The following is a 17,126-nucleotide window of genomic DNA, read 5'->3' on the forward strand; positions in this document are numbered from 1 at the left end:
CTTTGTAAAAATATGAAAGAACAAGACTTGAAAATAAAGATTTGCGGAATGCGGGATCTAAATAATATTCGGCAACTTATAGAGTTTGGACCTGATTATTTAGGTTTTATCTTTTATGAGAAATCTGCGCGCTACGTTTCGGAAAATGAAATGAAGGAAATTATCAAATTGAACTTTGGCGAAACGGAAAGGGTAGGTGTTTTTGTGAATGCAAGCGCTGAAAAGATTTTAGATTATGCAGATAAAGGTTTTTTTGACATTGTGCAATTGCATGGAAATGAAGAACCGAAAGTTGTAAAGGCATTGAAAGAGGAAGGCTTGGAGGTTATCAAGGTATTTTCAGTTGATGATGATTTTGATTTTAAGGTTTTAAATAAATACTCTGATGCTGACTACTACTTATTCGATACTAAGGGAAAGTTACCAGGTGGAAATGGAGTTCAATTTAATTGGGAGCTATTAGAAAATAGTAAGATAAAGAAGCCTTTTTTCCTAAGCGGTGGCTTGGCGATAGAAGATAAGCACAGGATTAACGATTTTAAATCTAAAAAGCTCTACGCATTGGATTTCAACAGTAAATTAGAGCTAGAACCCGGATTAAAGGATTTGGACAAAGTTCAATTAGTAATTAATAATTAGGAATTAAGGATTATGGAAATTAAAATAGATGAAAACGGATATTACGGAGAGTTCGGTGGTGCTTATATTCCTGAGCTTCTACACCCGAATATCGAAGAATTAAAAAATAATTACTTGAAAATTTCAGCTGATCCAGAATTTCAAGAAGAATTTAAGGCTTTGCTAAAAGACTATGTAGGAAGACCAACACCACTATATTTAGCAAAGAGACTTTCAGAAAAGCACGGAGCGAAGATCTATTTGAAAAGAGAAGATTTGAACCACACAGGCGCACACAAGATCAATAATGCCATTGGTCAGGCATTGTTGGCCAAAAGGCTGGGTAAAAAGAAGATTATTGCGGAAACAGGCGCAGGTCAGCACGGAGTGGCTACCGCTACAGCTTGCGCCTTATTGGATTTACCATGCAAGGTTTTTATGGGAGAAAAAGATATGGTAAGACAGAAGCCTAATGTAGAGCGAATGAGAATATTAGGTGCTGAGGTGATTCCGGCTACTTCAGGATCAAAAACATTGAAAGATGCTACTAACGAAGCCATGCGATACTGGATCAATAATCCTGATGATACACATTACATTATAGGGTCGGTTGTTGGTCCTCATCCTTTTCCCGATATGGTGACTCGTTTCCAGTCTGTTATTAGTGAGGAAATGATGGCCCAACTGCAAGAGCAAGAAGGAACCCATGCACCAGATTACGTAGTAGCTTGCGTAGGTGGAGGTAGCAATGCTGCTGGAGCATTTTATCACTACTTGAATAATGAAAAAGTTAAACTAGTAGCCGTTGAAGCTGCTGGACATGGTTTAGATAGTGGAGAAACTGCAGCGACTACTGCCAGAGGAAGTTCAGGGGTTTTGCATGGTTTTAAAACTTTATTGATGCAGTCTGAAGATGGACAAGTAACAGAACCATACTCTATTTCAGCAGGTTTAGATTACCCAGGTATTGGGCCATTGCATGCTCATTTATATGCTAGCAAAAGAGGAATTTTTAAATATGTAACTGATAAGGAAGCCATGGATGCGGGAGTAGAATTAAGTAAATTGGAAGGAATAATTCCAGCGGTGGAAACTGCACATGCTTTAGCAGCTTTAGATCAATTTGAATTTAAGAAAGATGATATTGTGGTGATTAATCTATCAGGTCGCGGTGATAAAGACTTGCAGACTTACATTAATTTCGGAAACTACTGAAAACTAATTAGTAATTAATAATTGAGAATTGAGAATTATAGTCTTGGTTCTTGGTTCTAGACTCTAGGTTCTTGAAACATGAAAAACAGAATTGAACATATATTTCAGCAAAAAGACAAAGAAAAGCTGACGATTTATTTTACGGCAGGATATCCAAATTTGGAAGACACCTCTACTATTTTAAAAGCCTTGGATAAAGCCGATGTGGATATTATCGAGATAGGAATGCCGTACTCAGATCCCTTGGCTGATGGACCTGTGATTCAGCAGAGCAGCATGAAAGCCTTGTCAAACGGGATGAATTTGAATAAACTTTTCGAGCAATTGGCTGAAATGCGTAAAATTACAGACAAACCAGTTTTCCTGATGGGCTATTGTAATAATGTATTGAAATTCGGCACTGAAAAGTTTTGCCAGAAGTGTGCTGAGGTAGGAGTGGACGGTTTGATTTTGCCCGATATGCCAATGCATGAATTCAAATTGCAGTTTAAGCCTATATTTGAAAAGTATAATTTAAAGAATGTGTTTTTGGTTACTCCAAAAACTGCTGAAGAAAGAATACGGGAAGTAGATGCCCAAGAAGGTGGCTTTATTTATATGGTGAGCAGCTCCAGTACAACAGGAGGCAGCTGGGGAGATAGTCCGGAAAGACTTGATTATTTGACGCGAATTCAAGCAATGGATTTAAAAACTCCAAGAATGGTAGGTTTTGGGATCAGTGATAATAAAGCCTTAAGTATGGTAAATAAATATGCTGATGGAGGAATTATCGGCAGTGCGTTTATCAAGGCTTTGGATGAAAATGATTTGGAGGCTAGTGTTGAAAGTTTCATTATTAAGATGAGAGAGAGACGGTGATTGCAACACCCCCCTCGCCCCCCCTTAAGGGGGGAGACGCACGGATTTTTACTGCTTTCAATTTTGATAAAACATGTCATGCTGACATAAAAAATTGAAGTACTTGGAGAGAAAATAGAGATGCAATTTATCATTTACCAGTAGAGGGATTCCGGGAGGCTATCCCCTAGAGGGGATTATAGGGGTGTTCAGTGCTTAGAATAATTCAGCTAGGAGAAACTGAATCGTGTTAGTTAAGAATAGCTTATTTGAAATATATAAAAAATAAACATAGAGTTGATCGAAAAGTCTTGATTCCAGAATCTAGACTCTAGGTTCTAAATATCTAAAAATATGATTTTACAATTAGAAAAAAACATAAACAACACTCAAAAAGAGGACTTAATTGCTTCTTTGGGAAAATTCACCAAATCGGTGAGTGAGGTACAAACTCAAAAAGGATTTTACCTGGTTGCATTAGAAAAAGGTGATATTGACATCCGTGAAATCGGACATATTGAAGGTGTCAAGGATGTGCATGTGGTTTCCGATAGTTATCAGCTGGTTTCTAAAAAATGGAAGGTCAATCCTGCTGAAATCAAGCTTAGAGATGGAGATATTATCTCCCAAAATCATTTCAATATTATGGCGGGTCCATGCAGTATTGAGAATGAAGAGCAAGTAGATGCTGTTATTGCTCATTTAGTGGCAAATAACGTAAGAATTATGCGTGGAGGAGTGTACAAGCCTAGAAGTTCCCCTTACTCTTTCCGTGGCCTGGGGATGGAAGGCTTGCGTATGTGGCATGAAAAAGCCAAAGCGGCTGGCATCAAGATCATTACAGAAGTGATGCAAGTTTCTCAGGTGGAAGAGATGTATGATTTCATTGACATATTCCAAGTAGGAGCAAGAAATACACAAAACTACAATTTACTTGATGCTTTGGGAAAAGTTGACAAACCTGTAATGATAAAACGGGGAGTGAGTGGTACTATTGAGGAGCTATTGTATTCAGCAGAGTATGTGTTCAGTGGAGGAAATGAAGACTTAATTTTATGTGAAAGAGGTATAAGAACCTTCGAAAATATGACTAGAAATACTTTAGATATCAATGCTATCCCTGTCTTAAAGGACCGATCGCATTTGCCAGTAGTGGTTGATCCATCACATGGAATAGGCATCAGAAAATATGTTGAACCGGTAGCTTTAGCAGGAATCATGGCTGGGGCTGATGGCGTAATATATGAATTACATCCTGATCCGGAAAAAGCTATGAGTGATGGTCAACAATCTCTATATTTTGAGGAAAGCAGTGCGATGGTAAATAAGATGCGAAAGGCGTATGATCTAAGAGGAGAGCTGAATTGATATATTTTAAATGAAGTAAGACCGAAGCTGCTGTAGCAATACAGAGGCTTTTTTGAAGCAAAAAAAGACTGCTAGTACTAGCAGTCTTTTAAGTGAAGGTTGGTTGTAATGATTTTGAATATTACTTCTTACTTCCGATCGGAGGCAAGTTCATTTTAAATTCAAAATTGAATAATCTGCCTATGAAAGGGGAGGCTGTGAATTCTCTGATTTCTGAATCAAATAGATTGGTAACTTGACCTGAAACAGTGAATTTATCATTTATTCTATAACCTAAACTTACATCAACATTCACAAATCCTCCCAGTGGCCCATAATTCCAAGAATCTGTACTTCTAGCATCTTCAACAATAGGAGTACCTCTATAGGTTAGATCCTGAGTTTTAGCTGCGATCTGAAAACTAGAGAAATAGTCAAATTCTTCCACCCAGCGGGTGAAAACAGTACCAAAAAATTTGCTACCTGAATACGTTAGTCCAAAACCTGCTCTATTATTTGGGGAGTTGACCAATACATCTAGTTTATTCACTACGCCATCGTTATTGAAATCATTTTCCATATTGTTTTCATCAACACTATAGTCGAAGTATGAATAATTCAAATTCAAGCTTAAAGTATTCGTTAGGGCATAGTTTATGCCGAGATCAAAACCATATGTATCTACTTCTCCAAAATTAATGTAAGTAGCAACCAATCCACCATAAGCGCCATAACCAGACTGCACTTCTTCTATTGGCGTATCACCTCTTTGGGTAGTAACACCAACAACTGTCACAGGGCTTAGGAAATCTTTGGACATATTGTAGTACGCATTAGCATCTACAAATAATTTTTTTGCAGGCTTACCCTTATATCCCAATTCAATGGTTTGTATTTGTTCTACTCTCTGAGGTTCAATCATGCTCCCATCAGCTAAGGTAAATCCTTCTGCATTTCCTAAAATTAAACCGCTAAACAAATCACCATACATGTTCAAGATGGTAGGAGCGGCTATTCCCTTGCTATAGGTTAATCGTACTGCACCAAAGTCAAATGATTTTACAAGCCCTGCTTTTGGAACAAAATTGAATTCATAAATTTGATGATAATCGCCTCTGGCTGCTCCGGTTAACTTAAAACCATTACCAAGTTTATAATCCAGTTGTGTGTAGAAACCGACTTGATTAATAGTAATAAAATCATTTTCATCTTCGTCCAATAAATAGGTTCCATGGCTATTGGCCATGTCTCTTTGAAACTGAGAACCTACAACAATATCCAAATCACCTATGCTATTGTTGTGCTGAATTTCAGCATTGAATCTTCTTGAGTCATCAATAAACAAAGCTCCCGTTTGATATGACATAGGTCCTCTAGCCTCTGCATCAGAAACGCCAGCATCTATAGCTCCATAATAGGCTTTGGTTCTATCATCTAGTGAATGAGTAGAATCAGTTTTACTTGTAGTTAAATAAGCTTGTGCAAACCATTTATCAGAGATGAATTTTAAAGTATAATGATTGATTCTCCAATCTTTGATTTGGTTTCTACCTACATTAGTCGGAGCAAGATAGGTACTGCTACTTCCTCCCCAAGTGGCCACTAACTCTGCATTATCGGCTACTTCATACACCATTGAAGCATTACCTCTTAAAAATTCGAAATCTCTATCAAGTTCCAATTCCTCATATCCTCTTCTGTAAGGATTACCTTCATTGTCAATTCTTGTGATATAGACAGAATCAGCATATTCGAATTCGGTACCTCTAGTATATTCTCCTGAAACTCGGAATGCGAGCTTATCAGAGATCTTTTGCGCATGTCTTAATCTACCAGTAAACATGTTTTGATTACCAGCTCCTAAGGCAACTGTTGTTCCCTCCGAGGTTCTTGGGTCTTTCATTATTGTATTTACTAATCCGTTGTGGGCATTAGGTCCATAAAGAGCCGCATTTGGTCCTAAAATAACTTCAACTCGGTCAACATCTTCTTTGATATTAGTGGATAGAGGGCCGAATGGTAAACCGGTCGCAACTAAAGTGGCAAATCTACCATCATTTACTTGGAGATTTTTTGCATTGAAGTTACTGTTAAAACCTCTGATATTGACACCCGTACCAATCACACCCGATCTGACAAATTCAACTCCTTTTACTCTTGCAAGTAGTTCTCCTGGATTGAAAGAAGGTAATTCATTGATTTGTCTTGAATCAATAACCTGTATGGTTGCCGGTGTTTCTGTGATTTTCTCTGCTTTTCTTGTTCCAGAAACCACTACTTGTTCTGATAAATAGACCAGTGAAGGTGTCATTGTAATTGTTCCTACATTTGAAGATCCGCTTACTGACTTCCTAAGTGTTTCAAAGCCTATAAAACTAAAAACTAATGTAAAATCAGTTTTTGAAGTTTTTAATTCGAAGGTACCATCTGTTTTAGTTGAAACACCTTCTTGAGTCCCTTCGATCATCACGTTCACGCCTGGTAAAGGATCGTTTGTGTCTCCATCCATTACTTTACCAGTAATGGTTTGTTGTGCGAATGAAGTATTTGCCCAAAAAAGACAAACACTCATAAAAATTGTAATTATAGTTTTCATAGTAGTCGTATATTTAGTGGTTTAATTGTTTTCTAAAAATTTTTTCATGATCTGATTCACTTGTTCCGCTTGGTCAAAATGAACAAAATGACCTGCTTTTGATATCATTTCCAATTGACTATCAGGGATTTTCTTTGCAGCAATCTCTCCGATTAATTCAGTATTTAAATTTTTATGTAAGTAGGTATTTGGGATTAATCGGTCTTCCTTTCCGTAGCATATTAATGTGGGTTGAATAATTTTACCCAATTGATCGAATACAGGTTCATTTAACATTCCGATTACGCCTTCAGCTACCACATAGCTGTACTCCATGAATTGTTCATCGGATTTGATTTTCATCCTGTCTTCATACATAAATTCAGCCTTTTCATCCATTTCGTAGAAATTCAATGAAAGATTAATTCGATATTGCTCATCTGAAACATTAGCAATATTTTCTACAGTTGTCGAGTTCTTAAAAATAGTCCTTTCCTGATCTGTGAAGGTTTCAATTCCAGCTGGAGCCATTAACATTAGCGACTTTACCTTTTCAGGCTGCTCAATAGCCATTTTTAATGCGATTTGCCCGCCCATCGAATGACCCGCTACATGATACGTAGAGATATTAAGCTTTTCCATTAATTCAAATAGATGTTCGGCATGAAAACTCATGTCGGCAGTGTATTTTCCCTTTGACGACTTTCCGTAGCCTATCAAATCCACCACAATACACCTATAGGATTTAGACAGATCTTTGATATTGTATTTCCAAGCAGGGGCATAACTGGCCAAACCATGAATAAATAGGATAGGCTCGCCTTCCCCTAAGTCAGCATATGCCATGGACTTATTGTCAGAAAGCTTTGCTACTTTCATTTCGTAAGGATATGCCAAGGCCTCAAATTGAGCTTGACTATATGCATTGCTAGAGATCAAGCCCATGATTATGATTATTAGAAGAATAACACTTAGAGTGAAATTCTTTTTGTTGTAAGAATAATGTACTTTCATTTTTCATTTGTATAAAATTAACTTTGCTTTAAATCGCTTTTGCTAATCTATGAAAGCTTATTTTAAACCAAATGAAGAATATTATTAAATGGAGGTTGACTATTGCAAGGGGAAGTGTAAATAAGCATCAATTTAGATAAAATAGATTGGTTTCAGTAGTTCTAAATGGGTGCGACTTTCGTGTTTTAGAACATCTCGGGAATCACTTTTTGGGTGTCTTTTAACAATTCGTTTACTGCTTTGCTTCGGTTAGTGATTTTGTTGTAGGACTTTAAGAAACTTTTTGAGAATTCTTTTAAGGCATCAAGTTCTATTTTTTCACTTTTGTAAGATGCAGAATTGTAATACCATTCTAATGTCGCAACGGACGTAATTTTTTGGAGATACTTAGCTTCTCTTTCTAGAAGTTTGTACTTGTTTATGTGTTGTAATATTTTTCTGTAATGACCTTTTAAGAACAAGGCCCTAAAGTAAACAGTAAAGAAAAAATGCCATCTATGTTCCAGAAGTTCTTTTTTGTAAGCGGAAAGAAATATTTCTGCATGGGTTATGGCTTTGTTTAATTCATCTGAATCGGTAAGACAACGAACGTAAGAAGCTACAAAGCTGACCCGGTGGTGGAAATTGGCACTTTTTTTTGCTTGTGGGAAGGCAGTTTTCATTAAACTTAAGGCTTCTTGTGTTTTTCCTTTTTTTAATAAAACGGTATTGAGATTATTTACATAGTGCAAAAAATCACTGTTTTCAACTCGAATCGATAGATAACCGTATTTTTCTGCTAAATCCAGCTGATTAGCCTTGCTATGGAATAGTAGCCGATTTCCATAATAGTTGATCAAAATTCGTTTGCTATAAAAATTTCCGGATTCCAGCAGAGGCTCTACTTCCTCAAACAGGTTTTCCATTTTCTCTTGCTGATTGTAGTTGTAGTATAGAAAGATCAACCGGACCAAAGCGTAATAGCGGTTCATTCCATCCATCATGGGATCTCTGAAGATGGTGAGAAGCCAACTTTCCCACTGCTTTGATTCTTTATCGTTAAAAGTGTATTGATTCGTAATATCGAAAGTTGCTTCTTGAATTCGACCGTACACCAGTCGACATTGGTCGTAATTGTTTTTATAACAATTGACAAAATTCACTGCTTCATTATATTCTTTATGGCGCATTCGAACCAATAGGTAATTAAGTAAATGCATTGCTAACTCAAAGCGCTTCATGAAGTAGTAATGAGAGGTATCCGTATTCTTAATTATGGTTAACAGAATCTGCTCATCCTCAGTACTGATGGCATCATTCATTAATTTCTTCTCTAGCTCGATCAGTTGGTCAAATTCTTTGTCTACATCTGCATTATTCAGGTTTTCGCTAATCCACTGCATCATACGGGAATATTTCCGTTTATCAATATGAGTGGAAAAATCAGGTTGTGGAGTAACGCCAGCAACCTTCTCATGAGTTTGCTTTAGGATGGTGAGATTGTCTGGGTCTGCAAATTGTTGTTTATTTAATAGGTAAGTAGTTTCATGGGGTAAAAGACCCAAAATGTATTCATTGAATTTTTTAAGTTTCTGTTTTTTCAAAAGGGTAGTGGACTAATGTGAAACCTGAATCTTACGGCCACGAAAATTAAGTTAATTTATGTATTAAATCAAAAATATATTATACTTCACCAACAGTCAGCCCGTTCCCATCACAAAAGTTACAAAAGAAAACAAAGAAAATTAGCCGTGTTTATTTTTGTAATAAGCCTATTACATCAAGAGGTAAAAGCAAATTTCTATAAATTATGTAATGTGTGTCCCCTAATCAAATTTATTACTCACTCTTTCAGGTGTTTTCACCACTTCCGCTTTAATAACTTTGCTTTCCCCTTTTCAGGTGTTTTCACCTGAAAGCATCTGTGAGATAAAGATAGCTGTTGGAGTTGTTTAGGTGAAAACACCTAAACATGGGGGACAAAGCGCTTTTAACTTTATACTGCTAATTTAAATGCAAACAAGGGAAGGGGTCAGCTCAACATTTTCCTATTAATCTTACCAGTATCGTTTTTAGGCAGCTCCTCTAAAACCTCAAAGTGTTTAGGAACTTTATATTTTGCCAGATGCTTAATACAATAGGCAGTTAGATCGCAGGTTTCTTTTTGGCCATTTTTAAATACCACAAAAGCTTTCCCTACTTCTCCCCACTTTTCATGTGGTACCCCAATAACACAGACTTCTTTTATTTCAGGATGCCTAAGAATACATTTCTCCACTTCAGCTGGATATACATTTTCTCCCCCAGAGATATACATGTTTTTAATTCTATCGACCACATATAAGTAGCCCTCTTCATCTTCTTTAAGAATGTCTCCAGTTTTGAACCATCCATCCACTATAGCTTTTTCCGTTTCTTTAGGGTTTTTCCAATAACCAGGCGTTACAATCGGGCCTTTAATCCAAAGCTCTCCTTTTTCTTGAGACCCTGCTTCCACGCCATTTTCATCCATTAATTTTGTATCCACATAAAAATTCGGGAAACCAATCGATCCTCTTTTTCGAATAGCATCTTCAGCTTCCAATGAGGTAATATTGGGACCGCATTCTGTCAGCCCATATCCTTGGCGGATAGGGACTCCCTGTTCATTCCATTGCTCAATCAATGGAATCGGTAATGCTTCACCACCCACTATCATAAAGCGTAATTTGCTGAAATCTGTCTTTTTGAAATTTTCACTTTCACTCAGCATCCTTACCATGGTAGGCACCAACATACCTATGCTTACTTGTTCTTTTTCTAAAGCATACAGAACTTTTTCCGAATCAAATTTAGGCATCATGATGAGGGTTCCACCAAAATGTAGAATAGGTGCAGTCAGAACATTCCAGCCTCCGGTATGAAAAGGTGGCATTACGTTTAAGTAGATATCGTCAGAAGTGATTTTCAACCGAATAGAAGTGTTAATACTATTCCAAAGCATCATCCCGTGTGTATAGATGGCTCCTTTCGGTTGACCCGTTGTTCCTGATGTATAAAGGATAAATGCAGGATGAGTTTCTTCCAAAGGCTTAGAGATATATTCTGCATTTCGCTCTGTTGCAGCGCTGCCAAGCCATTCACTGTACTGAGTGAAACTAATCACTTTTTCACCGACTATTTTAGGTACCTCTTTCAGTAAACTTCTATATTCGTCAGCTACTATGATAAGGCTAGGATCTGAATTTTGAACCAAAAATGCGATTTCACTTGCACTTAATCTATAATTGATAGGTACCAAAATCACACCCATTTTTTGAGAGACACCCAAAAGCGCTACATATTCGGCATTAAAGTCTGCGAGGATTAATAGTCTATCTCCCTTAGTTAAGTTGTAATCGTTCTCCAAGATTTTGGATAAGCCATTAGCACCGTAATTGAGCGATTTGTAATCATACCCTAGGCCGGTATCAATGTTTTTAACAGCTAATTTATTCGGACTGTAAGTGCTCCATTTTTCAAACCAATCACACTTCATTTGTTTCTTGTTTTGGTAATACAACATAAAAAATTAATCCGACAATTGAAGAGCTTATTATGGCAATGGTCGATGATATTGCTGGATTTTTAACCTCTCCTTGCATATAAGGAGTTAAGCCTCCATAATAGATGCTAAAGTATACTATTAGTGCAGTAAATGCTGCAAAATACACCGCTTTTGGATTGGTTTTTTGAAAGAACATACCAAAAAGAACGGGTATGAATGCGCAGGAGAAGTAGGCATAAACTCCGTTTTGCGCAAATATTGCCACGCTCATGTTGGGGTTTATTAATTGCTGGTATGAAAATATAAAGGAAACTACTGCCAATAAGATAATGACCAATTTGTTTACTAACATCCCGGTTTTGGGCTTAGTAAGCTTTTTACGCATATTCTTAGGACTGATTTTTAATAGAATGTCAGAGGTGATGGTAGTACTTAAACTTTGAATTAAGCCTTCAAGGGTCGACATACCTGCAGAGATTAGACCAAAAATAATAATAATGCTGATGTAAACTGGAAATTTACTGACTACATAGGTGGAAATTAATCCGTCAGGTGCAATCGGGCTTCCGTCAAGCATTAAAGTAGGAAATTCAATTCGAGCATAGAGTCCAGCGATCACTACCAAGAAGAAAAGGAATTGTACGATCGCACCTACTACTAAGTAGCGGTTTACATCGCTTTCTTTCTTTAAAAGTAGAGACTTAGTCAAAATATGCGGTTGGCAGACAATGGCTATACCCACTACCATTTGGCAAAAGATAATTTCAAAATAATCCCTAAAAATCGGACTCTTTGGATTTAAAGGCTTGGTTAAGATCGGGTCTATACTGTTGAGCTTTTCAAAAAAACCATTAATACCATTTTCCAAATACTCATAACCTGAGCCAATTAATATGATTGCTACAACTAGCATTGAAATGGCTTGAATGGCATTGGTGTAAACCATAGAATTAGCTCCACCAAACATCATATATCCAAAAATAAAAACTACAACTCCAATCAGTACCCAAACAGCATCTACGTCCAAAGCTTTTGACAATACTTGACTTATTCCTACACAAATCAATACTATGAATGTAATGAGTAAGAGAGAGAGAAATGCAAAAAATAACGCGAAGCCTTTGCTGCTGTAGCGATTTCCCATCCATTGAGCCATAGTTAATGCAGCCACTTTGCTTCCAAACTTCCTAAAGCCCTTGGTTAATAAAATAAGAGAAAAAACAGCGGCTATAGGCAATGCCAAACCGTACGAAATAAATGCGCTGATTCCATAAGTACCAATTAATCCAGGATTGATAATGAAAGTGGCAGCGCTAGTCATGGAGGCAGCCAAAGATAATCCCACAAAAGCAGGTGAGAATGAAATGCTTCCAACGGCATAGTCATTCATATTTTGCGTCTGCTTAAAACCTTTGAAAACAAGGTATATAACTGCAATTGCATATACTGACAATAAAATGACCGTTGCAGTCGCTACAGGTATCATCCCTAATATTATGTTCATATTCACTGCTAAATCTAAGTTTAAAAAATTATAATCTGAAAGCCGCTCCTGCAAAGGATAACCCCCCGCCTGAACCAATCATAAAAATGATATCCCCTTTTTTTATTTCTCCGCTTCGGAAAGATTCGTCCAGAGCCATTGGGATAGCCGCAGAACCAGTATATCCGTATTTATGCATAATGTATTTTGCTTTGTCTTTTTCCAGACCCAAATTATCCAACATTTCATAGATGGCATTGATATTAATTTGAGTCATGAAGAATTTGCTTACATCTTTTATTTCAATTCCAGCTTCTTTCGCCATTCTATTACTCATTTCCGTCCACATGGTAGGATTCAACTCTTTAGGGAATTTCTTGACAAATTGCAGTTGATGTTTACCGCTATCAACTACACTGTGTGTCACAGGAGATCCAGCACCTCCAGCATAAATTCCCATCCAATCATGATATTGACCTTCAGTGAATTGGTGTGCATTGATAAAACCGCTCTCAGTATTTTCTTCCGCACTAAGGATTACCGCGCCAGCACCATCAGCGAAGAGCGTCACGGTTTTTTTGTCGGACTTATTTAAATATTTGCTCATTGCATATGCACCAATCACTAAAATATGCCGGTACTGCTGATCCGCAATAATATATTTTGAGGCGGTATCTAGTGCAGTTACAAATCCTGCGCAGGCGGTATTTAAGTCGAATGTTCCCGCTCCTTTTGCACCTAAGCGATGTTGTAATATGGCAGCAGTTGCCGGTGAAATATACTCAGGAGTATCGGTAGAGACGATAATTTGGTCTAATTCATCTGCTCGTACACCGGCACTTTCCAATGCTTTGTGAGCAGCCTGCTCACATAGGTCAATGGTTGATTCGTCCTCATCGCACCAGTATCTCTGCTCAATGGTTAAATTCTCACGCAGCCAGGTATCAACATCCTCACCCAAAAGTTCATTAAAGTATTCGTTTTTTAATAGTCTTTTAGGAACATGTGAACCTGTCCCGCTTATTACTGCTTTTCTCATAGTTTATATAAAGTCTGAATAGAATGGTTTTGGAAATCTCTAAATTAGATGGTAACTGCCCCATCAACACTAAGCGTAGTTCCACTGATGAAAGAGGCTTCATCAGATGCTAAGAATGCGTAGGCATTGGCAATTTCTGACGGTTCACCTAATCTTCCCAGTGGTGTTTTTCCTTCTAGCATATTGATTACTTTTTCCGGTATGCTTTTGACCATTTCCGTAGCAATAAAGCCCGGAGCAATTGCATTCACGGTAATTCCTTTTCTGCCTAATTCTTTTGCCCAAGTCTTGGTCATACCGATTACCCCAGCTTTTGTAGCTACATAATTGGTTTGTCCAAAATTGCCGTAAACACCTACCACTGATGAAGCATTAACAATTCTTCCGTAGGCTTGCTCCACCATGAAAGGTGAAATAGCTTTAGTGCAATAAAACACTCCGCTGAGATTTACATCCAATACTTTCTGCCATTGCTCGATCGTCATTTTAGTTAATGTCGCATCTTGTGTGATACCAGCATTGTTGATGAGGATGTCGATTTTACCAAAATCTTGATGAGTTTGCTTTGCCGCTTTTTCAACTTGCTCAAACGAAGTAGTGTCTACTTGATAGAATTTGGTATTGTTTCCTAAATCTTTGGCAGTTTCTTCACCTTTTTCATTAGTAATATCCCAAATGGCAACTTGAGCACCTTCGGCAATGAATTTTTCTGCGGTGGCTTTTCCAATTCCGTTGGCTCCACCCGTAATCACCGCTACTTTATCTTTTAGTCTTTCCATAAATGTCGATTAATTTTGGAAAGCAAATTGGGTAATTAGGGTTTATAGCTCAATAGGTGAGTTTAAATTGGAGGGGTTGACTATTGTTGATGTTTTTATATAATTAGTGGCTGAATTTGGTCACGTTATTTTGTTCTTCCCGTATTAAGGTGTTCTCACTTAAATAACTGCTCTAACCCCTATCATGTTTAGGTGTTTTCACCTAAACAACTACTAAATTGGCTCATCGCATCTAATAGATTCTTTCAGGTGAAAACACCTGAAAGGTGGGAAATGGATTTATTGTCAATATGTCAAATTTAATTTAAATAAGGGTTGACTATTTACTTTCTTTCGGATGCTTTATCAACTGAAAATATTTTCCTTTCAAGATTTGAGGATGATAGCCTTTCATAAACATGCGGTACATTTTCAGATTCGCCATGTTCACTGTCCAATAACTATTGAGTTCATATTTCCTAGCAGATACTTTTACGGATTTAGGAATAATTCCAAATCGATGTTTTTTCCACAGCCTTTTAATTAGCTCAAAGTCCTTCATCACTTTCGAAGGCAAAAAAGATATCTTTTCCGAAGCTGTATTTTCTCAGGTCGGGGAAACAGTTGAAATTACCAACGGCAGATTTGATAAAACTTGATAGTATTCTGTAAGGTTGAAGATTGCTTAAAAATAGGGCTTGATTTAAAATCATATAGTCTACTTGTTTTTTTAATAAAGAAATAATAACTTACTAAAGTATCAAAGCCTTACCTAATTAAACAGTCTATCTTATTATTCCTTTTATGCATGTTTATTATAAATCAGGGGTGCAAAGAAGTACTTCCAAACAAACTCCCTCCCATTACAGCCGAAGGCAAAGGCACCTTTGGTTATGAAGCAGACGGTGAAGTTCAAGAAGGCTGCATAGAAGGACTTTGGCAGTCTGCTCATGCAATTGGGAATCCTAATGACTCTACTTTTACCTTAAGTGGCAGTTGCAATAGCCATAGTTTATCCATTTTATTAGTTGCTAATGAAAAACTTGAGGAAAATAAAACCTACGAACTGATATCAGATCACAACTATATCGAATATAATGATGATAATAGTGTAAATTATAGATCCAATATTGAGGATGGTAGCAATGCGGTAATCAATCTTCATAAAATAGATTTGGATGCGGGTATTTTTGCTGGAACCTTTTCCGGAACTGTATTCTCTAAAGAAGGGGAAACAGTTGAAATTACCAATGGCAGATTTGATATGACTTTATAGCATTTCTTTAAACTTAAAATCACCTTAAAATGAAACTTAAAATTTTAACCTTAATATTACTATGCCCAGTTTTTTTAATGGCGCAAAAATATGATACCATTTCAAATCGTGAAGAATTTTATGAGCACTTATTTGATAATTTCCAACTGAACAAATTGTCAACTAATCTGCTGCTGGAACAGGGGCATCCTTTTACAAGAATAGACTATTATAATGGTGAACTTTCAGATTCAAATTATGTAGATGAAACAGAATTGCGTAAAATCTATGCCACGCTTTTCACCATGCAAATTAAAGAGAAAAACCAGCTCAAGCATTATTCAGAGATTGAGGACTTATTTGCAAAAGGTAAGGGAAGCAATGATACCATTTACATGGCCGGGTTTGCTTTCCATTATAATCGGCTAATAGAAAACGCTATTAGCTCTGGGGAGATAATCTTGAAAAATAAGAAGTTAGTAAATAATTCTAACAAAATAGAGGATGAGTTTTTTGTGGAGAAATCTATGTTTGCGATGGGTTCGCTGGGAAGCCAAGAATTGAAGCAAAATCAAACTTTCTACCTCGACAACAAATCATTTTTCTCGAACAATGAATTTAAGAAAAAAGACCTAAAGGTTGATTTTGGTGATGGAAATGGGTTTCGAGAACTCAAACCCGGTTCTTATTACACAATAAGATATTAAAATCAGGATTCGGTTAAAATCATTTTCTCTCTTGAGGATAAAATGCAGTCCCACTCTAAGTATTTTCAAAACAGGAAAAGCGAATCAAATAGAACTATAGAGGAAGGAGGAGACTTTACAGACCCAATCACAGCAGACGATAAATATTCGCTTTCATCCAATTACGCAAGCGGTACCTTAACCTACGATTACGGTGAATCCTCTAATGAAAAGCTGGATAAACCAATATTGATTGTGGAAGGCTTTGACGAGACAGATTATGTTAACCCTGCAACGCTTTGGATATGGGAAAGGGATAAACCGAAAGATTACAATTCGTTTTTAGAAAAAAGTTAGCAGAAGTACAATTGTTAAAGGATAGATTAGAAACAAATGGTTACGATATAGTACATCTAAACTTTGACGAATCAACTGATTATATGCAGAATAGTGCTTATCTCGTGCAGAAAGCAATTAAGGAGCTAAAAGCTCATTCGGAGCGTGAGGAGGATATAGTCATTATTGGTTTGAGTTCAGGAGGTGTCATAGCTAAATATGCATTGGCAGATTGGGAAAAACGGTTTTCGGAAGATCACGAAGTACGATTAAATGTTGCTTTTGATGCAGGTTTCGATGGCAATAATGCACCCGTTGGCGCCCAATACATGATTCAGCATTTAAATGATATGCGCGTTTCAGGGATTAATTGTCTCGTCCTGATTTTACTTTACAGTTTTACATTATTGTCCTAATATAACTTTACTAAGATGAATAGTCCTAGTATTCTTTTACAT

At 36.9% G+C, this 17,126-nt stretch carries 16 protein-coding genes; 8 read left to right on the top strand and 8 right to left on the bottom strand.

The annotated features are described in order from the left end of the window. Positions 1-12: 12 nt before the first annotated feature. The 4 genes from AAC601_RS17350 to aroF all read left to right on the top strand — a co-directional run bounded on the left by AAC601_RS17350 (position 13) and on the right by aroF (position 4,038). Complete coding sequence (locus AAC601_RS17350; RefSeq protein WP_303270251.1) at positions 13-639, top strand: phosphoribosylanthranilate isomerase; 627 nt, start codon at positions 13-15, stop codon at positions 637-639. 12 nt (positions 640-651) lie between these two features. Further along, the gene (gene trpB, locus AAC601_RS17355; protein WP_340153957.1) at positions 652-1,833 is read left to right on the top strand and encodes a tryptophan synthase subunit beta; all 1,182 of its coding nucleotides are present in this window, start codon (positions 652-654) and stop codon (positions 1,831-1,833) included. A 78-nt stretch (positions 1,834-1,911) separates the two neighbouring features. Continuing rightward, positions 1,912-2,691, top strand: a complete 780-nt coding sequence (gene trpA / locus AAC601_RS17360; protein WP_340153958.1) for a tryptophan synthase subunit alpha — start codon at positions 1,912-1,914, stop codon at positions 2,689-2,691. Positions 2,692-3,024: 333 nt separating this feature from the next. Then, positions 3,025-4,038: a 3-deoxy-7-phosphoheptulonate synthase gene (gene aroF / locus AAC601_RS17365; RefSeq protein ID WP_340153959.1), complete on the top strand. Its 1,014-nt coding sequence runs from the start codon at positions 3,025-3,027 to the stop codon at positions 4,036-4,038. Positions 4,039-4,159: 121 nt separating this feature from the next. Here the strand turns inward: aroF and AAC601_RS17370 are convergent, their stop codons facing one another. The 8 genes from AAC601_RS17370 to AAC601_RS17405 form a co-directional block, all read right to left on the bottom strand. Then, positions 4,160-6,613 carry a TonB-dependent receptor gene (locus tag AAC601_RS17370; protein WP_303270247.1) on the bottom strand — a complete coding sequence of 818 codons (2,454 nt, stop codon included), beginning with the start codon at positions 6,611-6,613 and terminating at the stop codon, positions 4,160-4,162. A gap of 21 nt (positions 6,614-6,634) precedes the next feature. Continuing rightward, a complete protein-coding gene (locus AAC601_RS17375; protein ID WP_340153960.1) occupies positions 6,635-7,606 on the bottom strand; it encodes an alpha/beta hydrolase in 972 nt (323 codons plus the stop codon). Positions 7,607-7,791: 185 nt separating this feature from the next. After that, positions 7,792-9,189 (bottom strand): hypothetical protein, encoded by a 1,398-nt coding sequence (locus AAC601_RS17380; protein ID WP_340153961.1) that lies wholly within the window; start codon positions 9,187-9,189, stop codon positions 7,792-7,794. A 428-nt stretch (positions 9,190-9,617) separates the two neighbouring features. After that, complete coding sequence (locus tag AAC601_RS17385) at positions 9,618-11,102, bottom strand: AMP-binding protein (protein WP_340153962.1); 1,485 nt, start codon at positions 11,100-11,102, stop codon at positions 9,618-9,620. Next, positions 11,092-12,615: a sodium:solute symporter gene (locus AAC601_RS17390; protein ID WP_340153963.1), complete on the bottom strand. Its 1,524-nt coding sequence runs from the start codon at positions 12,613-12,615 to the stop codon at positions 11,092-11,094. The genes AAC601_RS17385 and AAC601_RS17390 overlap by 11 nt, the downstream gene beginning before the upstream one ends. A gap of 28 nt (positions 12,616-12,643) precedes the next feature. After that, positions 12,644-13,633: a ketoacyl-ACP synthase III gene (locus AAC601_RS17395; RefSeq protein ID WP_340153964.1), complete on the bottom strand. Its 990-nt coding sequence runs from the start codon at positions 13,631-13,633 to the stop codon at positions 12,644-12,646. Between the two features lie 44 nt (positions 13,634-13,677). Beyond that, on the bottom strand, positions 13,678-14,412 hold the full coding sequence (gene fabG / locus AAC601_RS17400) for a 3-oxoacyl-ACP reductase FabG (RefSeq protein WP_340153965.1): 735 nt from the start codon (positions 14,410-14,412) through the stop codon (positions 13,678-13,680). A gap of 319 nt (positions 14,413-14,731) precedes the next feature. Next, positions 14,732-14,968: a hypothetical protein gene (locus AAC601_RS17405; RefSeq protein ID WP_340153966.1), complete on the bottom strand. Its 237-nt coding sequence runs from the start codon at positions 14,966-14,968 to the stop codon at positions 14,732-14,734. Between the two features lie 231 nt (positions 14,969-15,199). Between AAC601_RS17405 and AAC601_RS17410 the strand changes: the two genes are divergently transcribed. Genes AAC601_RS17410 through AAC601_RS17425 form a run of 4 tightly spaced genes read left to right on the top strand, consistent with a single transcriptional unit; the run spans position 15,200 to position 17,084 of the window. Then, on the top strand, positions 15,200-15,667 hold the full coding sequence (locus AAC601_RS17410; protein ID WP_340153967.1) for a hypothetical protein: 468 nt from the start codon (positions 15,200-15,202) through the stop codon (positions 15,665-15,667). Positions 15,668-15,696: 29 nt separating this feature from the next. Then, positions 15,697-16,353 carry a hypothetical protein gene (locus tag AAC601_RS17415; protein ID WP_340153968.1) on the top strand — a complete coding sequence of 219 codons (657 nt, stop codon included), beginning with the start codon at positions 15,697-15,699 and terminating at the stop codon, positions 16,351-16,353. A 42-nt stretch (positions 16,354-16,395) separates the two neighbouring features. Further along, positions 16,396-16,689 (top strand): hypothetical protein, encoded by a 294-nt coding sequence (locus AAC601_RS17420; RefSeq protein ID WP_340153969.1) that lies wholly within the window; start codon positions 16,396-16,398, stop codon positions 16,687-16,689. An 11-nt stretch (positions 16,690-16,700) separates the two neighbouring features. Next, positions 16,701-17,084, top strand: coding sequence for a hypothetical protein (locus AAC601_RS17425; RefSeq protein WP_340153970.1), 384 nt, complete (start codon positions 16,701-16,703; stop codon positions 17,082-17,084). Positions 17,085-17,126 lie beyond the last annotated feature (42 nt).

This window comes from uncultured Marivirga sp. (genome assembly GCF_963974845.1).
Lineage (GTDB): Bacteria > Bacteroidota > Bacteroidia > Cytophagales > Cyclobacteriaceae > Marivirga > Marivirga harenae.

Coding starts and splice junctions, on each gene's coding strand:
- AAC601_RS17375 (WP_340153960.1), bottom strand. CDS start 7,606: ATGAAAGTACATTATTCTTACAACAAAAAGAATTTCACTCTAAGTGTT.
- AAC601_RS17390 (WP_340153963.1), bottom strand. CDS start 12,615: ATGAACATAATATTAGGGATGATACCTGTAGCGACTGCAACGGTCATT.
- trpA (WP_340153958.1), top strand. CDS start 1,912: ATGAAAAACAGAATTGAACATATATTTCAGCAAAAAGACAAAGAAAAG.
- AAC601_RS17415 (WP_340153968.1), top strand. CDS start 15,697: ATGAAACTTAAAATTTTAACCTTAATATTACTATGCCCAGTTTTTTTA.
- fabG (WP_340153965.1), bottom strand. CDS start 14,412: ATGGAAAGACTAAAAGATAAAGTAGCGGTGATTACGGGTGGAGCCAAC.
- aroF (WP_340153959.1), top strand. CDS start 3,025: ATGATTTTACAATTAGAAAAAAACATAAACAACACTCAAAAAGAGGAC.
- AAC601_RS17350 (WP_303270251.1), top strand. CDS start 13: ATGAAAGAACAAGACTTGAAAATAAAGATTTGCGGAATGCGGGATCTA.
- AAC601_RS17370 (WP_303270247.1), bottom strand. CDS start 6,613: ATGAAAACTATAATTACAATTTTTATGAGTGTTTGTCTTTTTTGGGCA.
- AAC601_RS17410 (WP_340153967.1), top strand. CDS start 15,200: ATGTTTATTATAAATCAGGGGTGCAAAGAAGTACTTCCAAACAAACTC.
- AAC601_RS17420 (WP_340153969.1), top strand. CDS start 16,396: ATGCAGTCCCACTCTAAGTATTTTCAAAACAGGAAAAGCGAATCAAAT.
- trpB (WP_340153957.1), top strand. CDS start 652: ATGGAAATTAAAATAGATGAAAACGGATATTACGGAGAGTTCGGTGGT.
- AAC601_RS17385 (WP_340153962.1), bottom strand. CDS start 11,102: ATGAAGTGTGATTGGTTTGAAAAATGGAGCACTTACAGTCCGAATAAA.
- AAC601_RS17395 (WP_340153964.1), bottom strand. CDS start 13,633: ATGAGAAAAGCAGTAATAAGCGGGACAGGTTCACATGTTCCTAAAAGA.